We start from the raw sequence: 16175 nt of genomic DNA on the forward strand, positions 1-16175 counted from the left end.
ATATAAGGTGTCATATCATCATTGACAAGGAATAAACATCAAAAGTAAAAGACATTAAATCATGAATATTGTAGAACTTGACGGTTATGCCGCCAACCCTGGAGATCTGTCTTGGGAGCCTTTGAAGGCTTTTGGCGATCTCACCGTTTATCCACGAACAGCTCCCGAAGACGTGGTAGCGCGTGCAAAGGACGCTGATATCGTGTTGATCAATAAAGTCAATATGACAGACGAGATCATGGAGCAGCTGCCCCGGTTGAAATATATCGGTGTGCTGGCCACCGGCTATAATGTGGTGGATGTGGCTGCTGCCCATCGTCGCGGCATTGTGGTGACGAACATCCCTTCGTATAGCACCGAGAGCGTAGTACAGATGACCTTTGCTCACATTCTGAACATCACTAACCAGGTGGCCCACTATGCTGAAGAGAATCGTCAGGGCAAATGGAGTCGCAATGCTGATTTCTGCTATTGGGACACACCGTTGCCAGAGTTGGCCGGGAAGACGATGGGTATCGTAGGACTCGGCCACATCGGCATGAGAGTGGCGCGCATCGCCTGTGACTTGGGAATGGATGTGTTTGCCTTGACCTCCAAAAATGCTTCTGACCTTCCCAAAGGCATACAGAAGACGACGCTGGAGGGGGTATTGGCTGTTTCAGACATACTTTCTCTCCATTGTCCTTTGACCAAAGACACCTATCATCTCATCGATACGAAGCGTTTGAAGTTGATGCGTCCGTCAGCAATCCTTATCAATACCGGGCGCGGACCTCTTGTCGACGAGACGGCTGTGGCCAGTGCTTTGGCAAAGGGAGAGCTTGCTGCCTATGGTGCGGACGTGATGACCGAGGAACCACCACGGGCCGACAATCCTCTCTTTGCCCAGCCTCATGCCTATATCACTCCGCATATCGCGTGGGCTACGAAGGAAGCAAGGGGACGGCTGATGAAAATATGCGTAGAGAACATTAAAGCGTTTGTTGAAGGCAGAGACTTGAATCGTGTTTAAATCCTTCGGTTTGTGCAATCTGCTTAAGCACGGATTGAATGCTTGTTGAGAGTCTGTCCATAAATAGGAATCATCAATATAGAATGTTTTATCACGATCCTGTTTTCATCCATTCTGTTCAGCAGACGATAGAGATCTTAGGAACCCTGGCTTTTGCCATCTCCGGCATACGCCATGCTGCCGCCAGACGTTATGACTGGTTTGGAGGTTTTGTGTGCGGTTTCGTCGTAGCTATCGGCGGTGGTACTTTGCGCGATGTCATGTTGGGAGTGACTCCCTTCTGGATGACATCGCCGATGTATATCGTCTGCACCTTTCTTGCCCAGGCGATGGTGATACTCTTTGCGCGGTTGCTTCGTCATCTGGACAATGCCTGGTTTTTCTTCGACACGCTTGGCCTGGCTCTGTTCACGATAGCCGGCATACAGAAGACACTGGTCTGTGGGCATCCGTTTTGGGTGGCTATTGCCATGGGCTGTATCACTGGTTCGGCGGGCGGTGTCATCCGTGACCTGCTGCTCAATCGTCCGCCGGTGATCTTCCGGAAAGAGATCTATGCCATGGCGAGCATCTTGGGTGGACTGGTCTATTGGCTGATGACCTCCTTGCATGTCAATGTGGCGGTCACCGTGGTGGTGGTGTTTGTCATCATTGTGGCAGTCAGAATATTAGCGGTGAAATACCATCTCTCTCTGCCTATACTTAAAGATGAAGAACTGAAAAAAGACGATAGTCAGTAGGAGAGAGCGAAATATTTTTCCTTTGGTTTGATAAAGACATGCAGTTGTAACATTTGCTGGATTACATAGAAATTTGTAACTTTGCAGCGAACTATATAAAATCTTGTTAGAAGAGAAGTTGATGAAGATTTGCCAGTGTGTTAAGTTTGGGGGGCTTTGTGTGGCTTTCGCCTTCTCGCTCTTGTGTCATGGACAGAATCAGTCTATGAGGGGCGACAGCTTGCGACCTTTGTTTGCCATAAAAACCAATTTGCTTTATGACGCTTTGCTCACTCCAAACTTTGAGATAGAGAAAGACCTCGGATCCCGTCTGAGTCTCATGGCAGAAACGGCTTTTCCATGGTACACCTGGCACAACAATCTTCGGAGCTACGAAGTCTTTGAGGCTGGTGGTGAGCTGCGGTGGTGGGTAGAACACTCCCGCAAGGCGCCATTACGTCGGCTCACGGGAACTTTTGTGGGATGCTACGGAGCCGGCGGCTATTACGATTTGGAATGGTCGGGCACCGGACATCGTGGTAGTTTCTGGTCTGCAGGATTGTCTGTAGGCTGTTCGCAGCGGATTGCACGTCACTGGAATTTGGAGTACACTCTGAGCCTCGGCTATGTGGGAGGTCCCTACCGCAGTTATCAAGCCGATGCGGCTTATCGGCTCATCAAACCTGCGCACAATGGTCATCTATGTTATATCGGACCCACCAAGGCGAAGATTGCTTTAGTGTGGATGATTGGTAATAGAAAAGAAAGGGAGCGGCGATGAAGCACTACATGATATTTCTTTTGACAGGGATACTGTTGCAGGGCTTCTGCTCATGTGGAGAGGATAGTTTTCTCAATCGTCGTGAATTGGGTGACAATCGCGGTGAGGTGACTGAGATGATGTTGTATGTCGATTGGAACAAGTATGCAGATGGCAAACCTACCGGCATGACGGCTTTCACCTATGGTGAAGAAGCTGGGAAGGCCTATGCGGTGAGCAATAATGTCGACTCTATGTTGCTCAGCCGTCCCATGGACAAGTATCGTCTGCTTCTCTTCAATCTGTCCCCCGATGAGTATGGATCAATGGATTTCCTTGATATGGACAATTTCGATTCGGCGCGAGTTATGCTTACGCCTATTACGCAGCGTCAGAATCACTCTTGGGATAAGGGGGTTGTCTATCAGCGTGATCCAGAACAACTCTACGTGGCTCGCGACACGCTTGACTTTTCCTATCAGTCATCGCAAGTGACTAAGCGAAGCTCTGATATGACTGACACTTGGCGCTATTCGGCGTTAGAGCAGCCTCAACCTTATGTCACGCAGCTCGTCATTCGTGTCAGGGTTATCGGCATCCGTAGTCTCAAGTCCGTAGAAGGAAGCATTAGTGGTTTTTCGGCAGGCTATTATCTCGGCCGAAACTGTGGCACGGACTCCACGGGGACACAATTGCTCGACGCTTGGAAGATTACCGTTGACTCGGTGGGCGCTAACGATGGGTATATCACGACTTCTATCTCTACCTTTGGACTCCCCCCAAAAGCAGACCGTCAATCTTCTGATAATGTGCTGAAGCTTGCATTCACGCTCGTAGACAACACTGTTCGTGTCTATACCGTCGATGTGGGAAACAAAATTGTGGAATTGCCGGATCTCGAGGTTGGGTCTAAACTGAAATATCAGATGACACTCTACAGCAGTGTCGCTGATGTCAACTTGCCCAACGTTAAGCCTTCGGGCGAGGGGAGTGGCTTCAACGCTGAGGTCGACGACTGGGACAATGGGGGAGACTATGACATCGTGTTCTGACGGCACTTGACAGTGCTCACGACTGTCACCATATGTGTCGGTTAGATGGATAAACTATGTTTTTTGTTGACAAAAGTCTGTTCGCTCCTTGTCTCAATCTAGAGAACGGCGGACAGATCTTTTTCGGCTTGAGACTGCCAAAAGTGGACTTTTGTACTTCTTTTTGCCTAATGAAGGTGTCATTTCAGTTAGTTGACTTGGTCATCTCAGTTGTTTTTAGCGGTCAGAACAGTTAGATGATGCGGTCATATAACTGTTCTGACAGAAAATTCTCTAGAGAATTTTTGGTCAGAACAGTACTTTGATATGAACTTAAAACGATGGTCTTTTTAAGACGTTGATTATCAGTGTGTTGTAAAACTGGCTAAAAATCGCGAAATTGGTGCCAACTCTTCTCTTATTTTCAACGAGCCGCTTCTCGTGCTCTGTTTTTTGTCAGTTTATTGAACATTTGTTGAGGAAATATTTATTATATGTTAATATTTCGTGAATAATGATGCTATTACAGATATTACGTAATTTTGCATCGGATAATAGTAACGTAGAAGAATTTTATGAGGGCATGATCTCGCAAACACAAACATGTAGGTATGTTTCTCAGAGTAATTCAATAGGGTATTAAGTTAAGGTTAGATTAATTATTTAAAATGAAAGACATGTTGATGGGCTCTATCGCTATGATGGCGGTAGTGTCGCTTGCAAGTTGTTCTGCTAACTCAGATTTTGACAACACAAACACGACAGATCCTAACACAAAAGAGTCGGTATTGTCACCGGTTGAGTTTGGAACGTATCTTGCGCAAAGTAAGAATACGCGTGCAGGGGAGTTTACGCGTGCGTCAGAGATGACAACGACCGAGCTGGAGACCACAGGCTTCGGTGTCATGGCCTTCTATACGGAGTCAACCCAGTATGAAGCCGGTCAGACATCGAAAGAGCCTAACTTCATGTATAATACGGATGTGAGCATAAAAAGTGGTGACAAGGACTGGAGCTATTCTCCTATTAAGTACTGGCCGAATGGCGGTCAGACGGGTGATGCAACGCCTTTGGATGCCACTCAATATTTGAGTTTCTTCGCTTACGCGCCGTATAAGGAGGTTGTAGACAAAAAGACTGGTTCGACAGGTAGTGATACGGGTATCACGGCATTGTCCGCCAATGCAGCGAAGGGCGATCCAACCGTCACTTATGCGCTTGGTGCTACCGATGCTAATGCTGATCTCCTTTGGGGTACAGCAGGTACGAATGGTACTACAACAAGCGGAAAAACTGCTCAGGAAGGCACTAATTTCAGTGGCAAGGCAAAAGTCAACGCCAACCTCACGAAGATGAAGGTCGACGGCAAGGTGCAGTTCAACTTCCTGCATGCGCTGGCAAAGTTCGGTGGTACAGGTGCTGGCACCGCCCCCAAGACCTCTGGTCTGATGGTGGTGGCTGATATCGACAATGGCTCTGCCACGACGGGCGGAACCCTCGATGGCAATACTACCAAGATTACCGTCAAGAGCATCAAGATTGAGAGCGTGAAAGCCGGCACAGACGGTAAGATGGCTAAAGATGCCAGCATTCCTACCAGCGGTACACTCAATCTGGCTACAGGCGTGTGGACAACAACAGATACCAACAACGGTAAGATCGACTACGAGATCAACTCTAAGGCAGTAACTACTACTGCCACTGCGGGTGCTACTACCCAGACCATGAACGACGATATCGCTGAGCCGGCAAGTGTCAGCTCTTGGAACGATCTTAGTAGCGTTACTGGCGTTACTACCACTCCTCAGAGCGTATACACCGAGACAACTCCGCTGTTGATCATCCCTGACGGTAAGGATCATGTCTTCCGTATCACCATCGACTATATCGTCCGCACCAAGGACGAGGCGTTGCATCAGGGTTATACCCAGGTGGAGCAGAGCTTCTACAAGGATCTGACCTTGAAGACGGTTTCGCTCAACGCTAAGTACAACCTGCTCATCCATCTGGGTCTGACCAGCGTGAAGTTCGACGCTACCGTGACTGACTGGACTAATACTGTTAACGGTGGTACTGAGAGCGGCAACACAACAGACACGGATCCAATGGTGATCTATATGCCTGCGAACGTTAAGTAATGATGATGTAGGGACGGGGATATCCCCGTCCTTATGTCAATATCTGAAGATCAATTTTTTAGAATGGGGAGAAGGAACATCCACTATGAACTCATAGGAAGCATATTGCTGCCCTTGTCGTTGGCGGCTTGTTCGCAAGAACCGGCTACCGACGATGTGGGAGGGCGGCAGTCTGTCGACTTCACGACCTATCTCTCTCGTTCCACCTCAGCGGAAGCTACAACCGGTTCTACACAATCGGCTGTAGCTTCTGCTGTTTCCAGAGCATCCACACGGGCGACCACTCCTTATTATAATATAGAGACTGCCAACGACCTCCGTCTGACAGGCTTCGGCGTTACCGCTTACACCACCGGAGAGACGGATTACGCTGCCGGGAAAATGGAGTATCTCCCTAATTTCATGTACAACCAACGGGTGACTTACGACCCTGCCTCCAGCTCTTGGGGCTATGCTCCTTTGGTGTACTGGCCGGAGGGCAAGACGAGTTTCTTCGCTTATGCCCCCTACCAGCAGGATGCCTCTGAACGCCTCACCGCCATGAACGGCAGCACCAGTTTTCCAGGAGGCAACAGTCACCAAGGCGATCCTACGGTGACCTACTCCGTCGCCGAAGATCCCACGAAGAGCGTCGACCTGCTGTGGGCTACCAACACCGAGGGTCTCCCGTGGCTCAACCAGGTGAAGCCCACGGTGAGCTCGCGTCTGACCTTCTACTTCCGACATGCCCTCGCCAAGGTCAACCTCCAGGCGGAGTATGTGTTGGAGAAGGGAACGGAGGAGGATAGCAAGGCGGCCGCCAACACCCTCGTCCTCATCGACTCCATCTATGTGGAGGGCGACGAGTACCTGCCCTCGACAGCAACACTCTCGTTGGACAACACCACAGCTTCATCGCCCCTGTGGTCGCAACCCTCAGGAAAGGTGAAGGTCGCCATCGGCGCGTCGGCGCTCAACAGCCTCTACGCCTCGGCGAGTGTCTCCGACGCTGACGCCTTCAAGAAGCTACGGAGTGAGGGTGGAGGACTGCCCATGATCCTGAATGGCGGGGCGGATAAGGCTACTGATATTCTTTCGTCCATGTCCACGCCGGCGGGCAACGCTACCACGGCAGCGTTGATGCTCATCCCTTCCTCTGCCACATCATCGACCACTGCCACGGTACGTGTGACGGTGGTCTATACCCTCGTCTCCTACGACGAGAACCTCATATACAACAACCCTCAGTATCTGGTCTTCACCCGTCATCAGCGCGTCAGCGGCAGCTGCACGTTCTCCGACGGGCTTGTTGCCGGACGCGTATATAGCGTCCGACTGAAGATAGGACTCCATGCCCTCCGCTTCCAGGTCGATGCCGACAACTGGCAGGAGCCCGTAGGCTTCTCTCCCGCCGTTTATCCCTGGACGACGGGCGACGGCAGCGACGAGGATCTGACCATTGACAATAACAATTAAAGAACGATTGACAAGAACATGCGGATACGTGTGAGAAGAATATTACAGCTGTTCCTGATGCCGCTCGTTTTCACCGGGTGTCATGACAACCTCTTCCTGGAGAAGGAGGGTGGAGTAGGGGACATCACCTTCAGGGTGTCTACGGCTCAGATGAAGGCTACGGCACAGAGCGGAGTGACATCACGTGCCAACCGCACTGTGGCAGGCCATGCTGTCTATCTGTCGAAAGTGTCTGCCAGCGATATCAACCTGCACCGCGCCACAGATGCCTCGCTGACCACACGCGGCGAGATGGTCACGGATGACAACTTCTACGACTCGTTCCATGTCCTCGGCTACGCCTTCGCCAGCGACGATGACACGCAGCCGAAGCTCTTCCTCAATGATGATATCAAGAAAGACAACAACTGGACAGCCACGGAGCTATGGCCCGACGCTGGCAGCTACGATCACACGCAGTTCTTTGCCCTCGCGCCCTACGACAGTCAGGTGACGGATCTGAAGACGCAGACCGACGGCTCCATGCCGTCGTTCACCTATACGGTGCCTAAAACCATCTCTGAGCAGCACGACCTCTTGGCCGCGGTGCAGACCGTCGGTGCCAACCGCGTGGAAGGCTCGGCAGTAGATATGAAGTTCTATCATCTGCTCACCGCCGTGGATGTTGTTCTCGGGCAGATGCCCGACGGCGTGACCGTCAAGTCGGTGTCCGTCAGCGGCGTGGCCAACCAGGGCATCTTCTCCAACAGTGAATGGACGCCGGCCTCGTCCACGGGCTCCTTCTCTACCACAGGACCTGCTGTTGACGCAGCCAATAATCAGAACGTGTCCCTGCTCTCCGGCAAGGGTACGTACCTGATGATGATTCCGCAGACGGTGCCCGACGGTGCCAAGCTCAGCGTGAACGTTGATGTGGCGGAGAGCAACAAGACTTCCAACTACACCCTCTCCACGAGCATCGCCGGTGACAAATGGCAGATGGGACATACCTACACTTACACCATCAGCACCTCCGCCGTCGGAAAGGGATATATCCTTACCGTGTCGCCGGAGAACAGCGAGTTGGGCGGCACCGGAGGCACGACCGCCGTCGGCATGTACAGCTACAGCTATTACAAAGGCAGCGACAAGGACGAACGCAACAGCGTGGATCTCTATGCCGAGTTTCAGGAATGGAACGAGGCCAAGCGGACTTGGGGCTCATGGAGCGCGACGATGCCCTCATGGCTCAAGTGCGATGAGTTCGTTACATCCAATGGCTATCAAGTGTTTAAAGGCGACAGCAAGAATGGCACCAACCTCAATTTCACTGTTCAGTCACCTACGCCTGTGGAGGGCATGCATTCGACGAATATCGATGCCAGTGTGTTGCCTTACGACTATTCCGCCGGCAACACGACGAGCTGGTGGGATCTCTCACAGGGCACACGGCTCACGACGTCGTCCGGTGACTGGGACAAGAGCGTGACCACGGCCAACTGCTATATCGTCAGTCATCCGGGTCGTTATCTCTTCCCGCTGGTCTATGGCAATGCCATCATCAACCATGGGGCCAACCGCGCCGCATTCAACGGCATGAAAGATTATCAGAACAATGATATCACCAGCGAGCGCATCCCTGACTCACAGGTGGCGTATGCCAGAGTGCTGTGGAAAAATCCCGATACAGAATGGATAAAGATGTCGGGCGATGGCTTCACGCCGTCCAGCAAGCCCAGGCGCGTGGTGTTCGAGATTCCGAAAGGCTCCGGCGTGTCCGGCGGCAACGCTGTCATCGCGGCCTACGACTCCAACGACGTGATTGTCTGGAGCTGGCATATCTGGCTCCTTGACACCAAGGATCTTTTCGGGCAGAATACCATGCAGGACATTACGGTGACCAATGCTGCCGGCTCACAGATCTCGCTTATGCCTGTCAACCTTGGATGGACACCGACCAACAACACCTATACTTATTATCCCCGTCACCGTGTCCGCGTGAGACTGACGCAGGCCACTGACGGAAATCCGGCCAACCAACTTACGGCCAGTGGCGGTCAGACAGCCTTGTTCACCATTGACCAGCATGCGCAGTACGACGAAGCCAGTTCGCAAGGCTACTGTCCCTATTACCAGTGGGGACGTAAGGATCCGCTGCTGAGCGCGTCGAAGGAGACACCGGGCATCAACACGTCGTGGCCTTTTATGGAGTATTCTATCTCTCATCCTTGGGCTTTCTTCACCAACTGGACCAACAACATTTTCACGTCGTGGAACAATGGCTCGGAGCCCAATTACACGAAGACCGTCTACGACCCGTGTCCTGTCGGCTACCATGTGCCGAGAAGCTTTGCCTTCACCGGCTTCACTGCCGACGGTAATCAGTCGTCAGCATCCAATCCGGCAAATATCTGGTCCTACGACAGCCATGGCGTGGCTTTCTATAGCGACCGTCAGACCGACAGCAAGGGAGCGACGATCTACTTCCCTGTCATCGACTGGCTGGATAATAACGAGAATGCCGTCAAGACGGGCTCTATCTATTGGACGTCTTATCTGAACAAGGACACTCAGGGTGCGGAAGGTCATAAACTCAATTTGCCAACGTTCCTGTTTGTAGGCAGCGATTTCCGTACGGTTGTCCCGCAATATAAGGCCAACGGCTTCTATGCCGGATACATAAGGCCGGAAAGGGAGTGATGAGTGGTGAATGATGAATGTTGAGTGATGAGTGTTGAATGATGAATTGTCAATGATGAAAGTCGCATTAACAAAGATATTATTAGGACTATTTGCATTGTCGGCGCTTGCCGGATGCAGCAGTGAAGACGGTGGAGCAGGGGCTGATGTCCCGGCACCGATAGCATTTGGTGCTACGGAGGTGTCACTTGGGTCACGAGCGTCGTCGGCTTACTACTCCACGGCGGAAACAGGCATACCATTGGCACAGTCGATGGGTGTCTTTGGCTATCAGTATCCTGCCACGGAGGACTGGGCTGTGAGTGATACGGCCAACTTCATGTACAACCGCCGGATGGTGAGCAAGGGGAGAAACGACGATGGCCATACCGAGTTTTACTACACACCTTTGGCCTTCTGGCCTCAGGCTGACACCTACCGGTTGGCTTTCTTCGCCTATTATCCTTACGCTTCTGCATCGTCCGACACGGGCATTGAGCCTTCCGTGGCACCCGGGACAGGCATGGGAACCTTTGCCTTCACCACCAAGGACAAGAGCAGTGAGCAGGTCGACTTCATGATGTCGGATCTCAAACCCAATCTCACCTATGTGTCGTCGACGACGACAGCATCGGGTGATACGGTCTCGTTTCGCATGCATCACATGCTCTCGCAGGTCGTCTTTCATGTCGACACCGCCTCGGTGCCCTCGGGCTATACATCATTCCAAGTGAAATCCATCGTCATGCACAATGTGGCCAAGAAAGGCACGCTGAAACCGACGTATACTGCCGACAAGGTTACTACCTTTGAGTGGACCGTGGTCGCCGCCACCGACAACGACTCGCTGACGGTCGACGGTATACAGAAAAACTCTACGGAGGATGTGCCCTGTCGTCTGCTGCTGTTGCCACAAGACAACCATAACATCAGTCTGCGCGTGGAGGTTGAGGCCATACCGGTGGGGAGTCAGCGCCCCATCGTCGGCTATGCCACGATGCTGATGAGCGGCACTACGGCGGCTGGCATTTGGAAACAAGGAATATCCTATTACTACACCCTCCGGCTGAAGGAGCTGACCAAGGAGAACAAACTCTATATCTATATCACCTCCGGTGCGCCCGATGATCCTGACCAGGACGACGACTACACCGGTGGTACGGCCATCCAATGGGGTGGCACCTGGAATGGCGGCCCCATCGACGCAGCGAAGAAGGCTACCTCTTCCTGCACTGGTTTTTCACACGGATTGTAGGGGCGGGGTTTATCCCCGCCCTCATACTCTTGCCGGTAATTAAATATCCCGGCTATCCCCCCTTGCCAGTAATGATATGTCATCATCACCATGCGGGGGTGAGGGCGGGGATAAACCCCGCCCCTACATACCACCACCACCCCGGACGCACGGTGACACCGTAGGGGCGGGGTTTATCCCCGCCCTCACATTCTTGCCGGTAATTAAATATCCCGGCCATCCCCCCTTGCCAGTAATGATTATGTCATCATCACCATGCGGGGTGAGGGCGGGGATAAACCCCGCCCCTACGGCGTTCCGTGTGAAGGCTACCGTCTTACCACCTTCATGCCATTGATGATATATATTCCCTGCGGCAGACGGGAGATTGCGGCGGGATTATCGCCGACACACTGTCCACTGAGATTATATATGCGGTTGTCTCGCCATGAGACAGCCGCTTTCTTGTTATGGTCCAATTCCATGATACCTTCTATGGAGGTCATCGTTGCCCCCGCTTGCCCGATGTTACCATGCTCCTTGCCGTCGAACGACGTGTAGAACGCCTTGGCGGGTGAGTCTGACTGCTTGCCGGAGAAGTCGATATAGGCATGATATGCCGACAGGCTTGCCGCCACGCTGCCTATAGTGTAGAGCTTGCCGCCTCCGTCCTGCTTGCCGTTGCTGCCCACCACAACGAGAGAACCTTGGGTCAGCGAGGTCGTGGCAAAGAGCCCTTTCGCCGTATAGTCGCTGTTGCTCGGCGCCGTGAGATAGTAGTAGGAGGGTGTCGCCTGCCTGCCCATATACACCGTGTCGACGGTAAAGCCTTTGGTGAGGGTCGTGTCGGGATAGATGAAGTAAGGTCTGCCTGCAACAAGGAACTGGTAGTAATGGCGGGTGAAGAGCACGCTGTCGTTGCGCAGGTCGTCGAAGGCGATGACATGGGCACGGCTTCCGAAGGTGCGTTTGAACTGGCCCTCGTTCATGCTGAACGGCAGACAGATACTCGACCATTTGCCCTTGGTGTAGTTGTTAGGGACTTTGACATTCACGAAGGTTCCCGTGTAAGCTGTCGGCGTGGCCTCTCCAGCCTCCGGCAGACTCACCGTCCGTGTGCTCTGATGCTCATCCTCCACATAGGAGAAGCCACAGAGACCGATCTTCGACACGTTTGAGAAGAGAAAATAAGTCTTTCCTGCCTGCACGTCGAAGGTATATCTGACATAAGCCTTGGAGATGATCTGATGGGCTCCGTCTTTGGTGGAGAACACCTCCTCGGCGTCACCTTTGTGATAACTTTTCCAGTTATCGATGATATAATTCTTGCGCCAGGTGGTCAGGGAATCGTTGCCCTTGGCGTCTGATCCCATGTCGCTGAAATCCCACTTCACGGTCTGCGAACCGATTTTTTCCTCGAAGTCCACGCGGTAGATTCCTTTGGTGTTGGCTCCGGGCGCATGATTCTCCTCTTCCTCCATGGCGATGGCATTCGATGCCACGCCATTCTCAGCCGTAAAGGTCACGGGCTTCCCCGTCTCGTCAATCAGATAATAGGGTGTCCACTTCACCTTCGCCGTGTAGGTCCCGTCGGTGTTGGGCTCTATGTCACTGGGATTGCCAGAGTACTGGCAGCATCCGTTCTGCAGGACGTAGACGTTGAGCCGTCCGTTCGACATCGGTTCGAACTTCAGGTAGGCCCCCCGGCAGGGCACGTCCCAGGTGCTTGGCGCCGACGGCAGGTAGTTGCCCGTGTTGCGGTATACGTTCTCGTGCTTGGCGTTCTGTCCGCCGCCTGTATAGTCGGGGAAGCCGGCATAGATACGGTTGTTCGTACCGGTGGAATCCATTTTCGCCACTTTCCACGAGTCGAGGGCGTAGGTGCCTTTCGTGGGGTTGGCGAGATAATAGTTGCTCCAGCCACCGTAGGTCATGGTGATATCGGTGACGGGTGTGGTGGTGACCTTCTCCCCGACGATAGGTGTCTCTCCGTTTCTGACAATGTAAACGGGCAGTCCGGAGAGCTCCACCGCCATGAGGGCATGCTTGACGGCATTGGCTTCCGACGACTTCACGCTTGCCAGCACGCCAATACCCGGCTTGTTGACCAGCGGGTGTTTGTTGATCGCGTCTTTATTGACTTCGCTGCTGACACCGATCTTGCCGGCTTCATCCACCACGACATATTTTGGTTTATCTGTCTTTTGCTCTTCAGTCTCCTTCGAATCTTCAAATTCCGTAGTAAACGTCACCCCTTTCGTCTTTCTCGATACCACCTTGGGCAAATGTCCCGTGTAGGCGCCGATGTATATCTTCGTACGTTTATATCCTTCGGTGTCATACCGCGTCATGAGCCATGCTGGCTGGTAGTTGACGCCATAGAGCTGAAGGCCTTTGTTGGAGGCTCCGTTACCAATGTTAAACAGGTAATAGGTGTATCCCGCGAAGAGCGGGAAACTGAAGGAGTGGCTGTCTATACCGTCACTGGTGGCGGTGTAGCTGTCGTCCTCGTAGCTGCCGTTGCCTTTGTCCCACCGCACGACCACCTTGTTGCCACTGAGGTAGTGGGCTTTCACCGTGACGAAGCCGTTGACCTTAGGCTGGAGCATATAGAAGGTGCCGTCGCTGGGGATATTGCTATTTCCGGAGAAATTTACCTCCTTGGCGACGCAATAGAAGGCGCCGTTTTCGTCCGCGCTGACCGTGAAGTTTTTGCTGTCCTCCTTCCCGAAGGTGACGGTCAGTCCCGGCACGCCGGCGATGCTCGTTCCGGCCTGCATCGTTCCGGCGGCGGTGAAGGTGAGCAGCCCGGCATCCGTGGCTGTCACGCTGACGCTGCGCGCCCTATTGTCGTAGTTGTAGGCATAAGTGTCCTCACCTTCCTGAATGGTGTACGCCCAGGTAGCATCCTTCTTGTTCCATATCCTGAGGCGGTAGGTGGCGGTGCCGCTATAGTATTTTGCCTTGTCGTCGTCGGTGGTGGGTGTGGCCTTGACGGTGATAATGGCATAGCTCTGATCGTTGCCGATGTTGACCTTTCCCGTGTTGGCGTCGATGGTAGCGTTGCTGCCGTCGTTAAGGTCTATGGAATAAGAAAGCGTGAAGTGCGATGAGATGTCCGTGCCGTTAGGGTCCGTGATCGTCAGCGTAGGCTCTTCAAAGTATTTGCCGACGTTGGCTACACAGCTGTCCTGCGAGAAGGTCAGCGTCGGGGTGATCTTGTCGAGGACGGTGAGGTGCATAGGAGCGCTCACGTCGCCATAGTGCGTGGTGTCCCAAGGACGGAAGATAAATACAATATCGGTATTGGTGACCGCCTTGCCGAAGGACAGCCGCCAGTTGCTCGCCGATTTGTTGTATTTCAGCTTGTCATAGTCGTAGTATTTCCATTGGATGCCGTGAGCGTCGGTGACAGTAGAGTCCGGGTCGAAGGTTTGGCCATAGGTCTGCGCGCTGGGCTCAACGGCCGCCGCCACCTTCACCAGATAGTGTCCCCCCACTTCCTGACCGTTGTAGTCGTTGTGGAGTGTTGGTTGGTTGTCCTCATCGATATATCCGTTGACATAAGTGGTGAAATAGGTTGGCGAGACGATGAGACGTGCATAACGTTGCGCAGTGGAATAGCTGAGAGTCGTCTGGCTAGCGCCAAAAACGGATGCATAGGACCAATCAGGCTTGGCATCCACATTGAAGACGACGGTACCCTGCACGGAGCCGTTGGTCTGCATATACCAGTTGTCAGCGGCCCAGTTGCTTGTCCAGATGTTCTGGCAGACACCTTGCGGGTCGCTTTTGACCGTCATGAAGATCTTGAAGCAACTTGTTACGTCATTGCCGAGGTCGTCGCGCACGATCGCCGTGTCGAGTTTCACCTGCGAGTCGGTGAGTTTGATGGAGTGCGTCTCATGCGGGAAGCTCACGGTAGTGGGTATGATGCCGGTGGCATTGATGATGGTGACGGGCACATCCCGCTCATAGCCGGCATACTGCGTGGCATTCTTAGGCGTGAAGGTATAGTGGAAGGCAAACGAGCCCACATTGGTCAGCGAGATAACCTTGTGCTTGTCGTTTGTATAACTGAATAATTTGCCTTCGGGATTGCCGCTGCCCGTGGTGGCCTTCGCTGTGATGTCTATGTCATACTTGTCGGTGATATCGCTGCCCCGTACATCGGTAATAGTCGCCGTTGGCAGAGCGATCTCTGTTCCGAGATACGCCTTAATAGTGTCCTGGCTAAGGGCCACTTGGGGTTTTATCTGTGGAATGTGGATGAGGTAGGCACCGTAGACGGTGGTAAAGAGACTGTCGGAGTAGGGCGTGGCACGTATCATCACATAGGCGTCGCCGGGCTTGTCGCCGATGGTCACACGGCCGTAGAGCTTCGACACCGTACTGCCGGTGCCGGCATCGGTGGTCGTTACGGTATTGTCGGTGAGGTCCTTGGCTCTGCCGAAATAGAAGTTAATCGAGAACTGTGAGGTGATATTTGTCTTCATCTCCGGGTCGGCGAAGATGGCATAGGTGGGATTCTGCTTGAAAGACTTCTGGAGGATCGACTGCTCGAAATAGCTGCCCGACAGTCGGATGTAAGGGATGGCCTGCTTGGTTTCTATATACGACACCGTCATACTGCCCGCTTTGTCATCGAGATACAACGGCTCACCCTTCGTCGTGAAACGCAGGGTGTGGTTGTAGCCGGGCACGGCGATATCGCCATCATCCATCGTCCAGGTCACCTCTTCGGGATTGTCGGCATTGGCGGTGAGTGTGCCGCGGTTAGGGATGATGGAGTCGAGGAGCGTCTGGTTGAAAGTGCCGAGCTTGTCAAAGACGATCTTGTTGAAGAGATACCCTTTCTGTGTGGCGGTCTTCTGCTGACTGTTGATGGTGATGGCGCCGCCGGAGGAGATCATCACGGCGTTGCGCGCAGCGTCCCACGTAGCCTTCTCAAGGATGATGGTAAAGCCATCCGTGGTCTTGCTCACCGTCGGCGCACCTTTGAAGTCGGAAGGAGAGAACAGCTTGGAAAGATCTATCGTCTTCGTCTCGGCTTGACCATAAGCAAAATAGGGTAGCCCGAAAAATGTCAGCAGGCAGAGAAGAAAGTAAACTATATGCTTATCCCCTTGCCATTTATTAATACCTATTGTGTTCATGTTACTAGTCCT

General features: G+C 52.9%; 9 protein-coding genes. 8 read left to right on the forward strand and 1 reads right to left on the reverse strand.

Features of this window, described 5'->3' with window-relative positions:
- The first annotated feature begins 61 nt into the window (after positions 1-61).
- From FYJ73_RS09195 to FYJ73_RS09230, 8 genes are all read left to right on the forward strand, one after another.
- Positions 62-1012: a D-2-hydroxyacid dehydrogenase gene (locus tag FYJ73_RS09195; protein WP_154534429.1), complete on the forward strand. Its 951-nt coding sequence runs from the start codon at positions 62-64 to the stop codon at positions 1010-1012.
- An 83-nt stretch (positions 1013-1095) separates the two neighbouring features.
- Positions 1096-1752 carry a trimeric intracellular cation channel family protein gene (locus FYJ73_RS09200; protein WP_154534430.1) on the forward strand — a complete coding sequence of 219 codons (657 nt, stop codon included), beginning with the start codon at positions 1096-1098 and terminating at the stop codon, positions 1750-1752.
- A gap of 103 nt (positions 1753-1855) precedes the next feature.
- Positions 1856-2512 carry a DUF3575 domain-containing protein gene (locus tag FYJ73_RS09205; RefSeq protein WP_154534431.1) on the forward strand — a complete coding sequence of 219 codons (657 nt, stop codon included), beginning with the start codon at positions 1856-1858 and terminating at the stop codon, positions 2510-2512.
- Positions 2513-2520: 8 nt separating this feature from the next.
- A complete protein-coding gene (locus FYJ73_RS09210) occupies positions 2521-3543 on the forward strand; it encodes a DUF5119 domain-containing protein (protein ID WP_206081754.1) in 1023 nt (340 codons plus the stop codon).
- 647 nt (positions 3544-4190) lie between these two features.
- A complete protein-coding gene (locus FYJ73_RS09215; protein ID WP_154534433.1) occupies positions 4191-5660 on the forward strand; it encodes a fimbrillin family protein in 1470 nt (489 codons plus the stop codon).
- Between the two features lie 63 nt (positions 5661-5723).
- Positions 5724-7115 carry a fimbrillin family protein gene (locus FYJ73_RS09220; RefSeq protein WP_206081755.1) on the forward strand — a complete coding sequence of 464 codons (1392 nt, stop codon included), beginning with the start codon at positions 5724-5726 and terminating at the stop codon, positions 7113-7115.
- Between the two features lie 30 nt (positions 7116-7145).
- Positions 7146-9794 carry a fimbrillin family protein gene (locus FYJ73_RS09225; protein WP_154534435.1) on the forward strand — a complete coding sequence of 883 codons (2649 nt, stop codon included), beginning with the start codon at positions 7146-7148 and terminating at the stop codon, positions 9792-9794.
- Positions 9795-9846: 52 nt separating this feature from the next.
- Positions 9847-11028: a fimbrillin family protein gene (locus tag FYJ73_RS09230; protein WP_154534436.1), complete on the forward strand. Its 1182-nt coding sequence runs from the start codon at positions 9847-9849 to the stop codon at positions 11026-11028.
- Between the two features lie 308 nt (positions 11029-11336).
- On the opposite strand, the gene FYJ73_RS09235 is transcribed toward FYJ73_RS09230, so the two are convergent.
- The gene (locus tag FYJ73_RS09235; RefSeq protein ID WP_154534437.1) at positions 11337-16163 is read right to left on the reverse strand and encodes a hypothetical protein; all 4827 of its coding nucleotides are present in this window, start codon (positions 16161-16163) and stop codon (positions 11337-11339) included.
- Positions 16164-16175 lie beyond the last annotated feature (12 nt).

The sequence above is a fragment of the Hallella mizrahii genome (genome assembly GCF_009695775.1).
GTDB classification, from domain to species: domain Bacteria; phylum Bacteroidota; class Bacteroidia; order Bacteroidales; family Bacteroidaceae; genus Prevotella; species Prevotella mizrahii.

Coding starts and splice junctions, on each gene's coding strand:
- FYJ73_RS09195 (WP_154534429.1), top strand. CDS start 62: ATGAATATTGTAGAACTTGACGGTTATGCCGCCAACCCTGGAGATCTG.
- FYJ73_RS09200 (WP_154534430.1), top strand. CDS start 1,096: ATGTTTTATCACGATCCTGTTTTCATCCATTCTGTTCAGCAGACGATA.
- FYJ73_RS09210 (WP_206081754.1), top strand. CDS start 2,521: ATGATATTTCTTTTGACAGGGATACTGTTGCAGGGCTTCTGCTCATGT.
- FYJ73_RS09215 (WP_154534433.1), top strand. CDS start 4,191: ATGAAAGACATGTTGATGGGCTCTATCGCTATGATGGCGGTAGTGTCG.
- FYJ73_RS09220 (WP_206081755.1), top strand. CDS start 5,724: ATGGGGAGAAGGAACATCCACTATGAACTCATAGGAAGCATATTGCTG.
- FYJ73_RS09230 (WP_154534436.1), top strand. CDS start 9,847: ATGATGAAAGTCGCATTAACAAAGATATTATTAGGACTATTTGCATTG.
- FYJ73_RS09235 (WP_154534437.1), bottom strand. CDS start 16,163: ATGAACACAATAGGTATTAATAAATGGCAAGGGGATAAGCATATAGTT.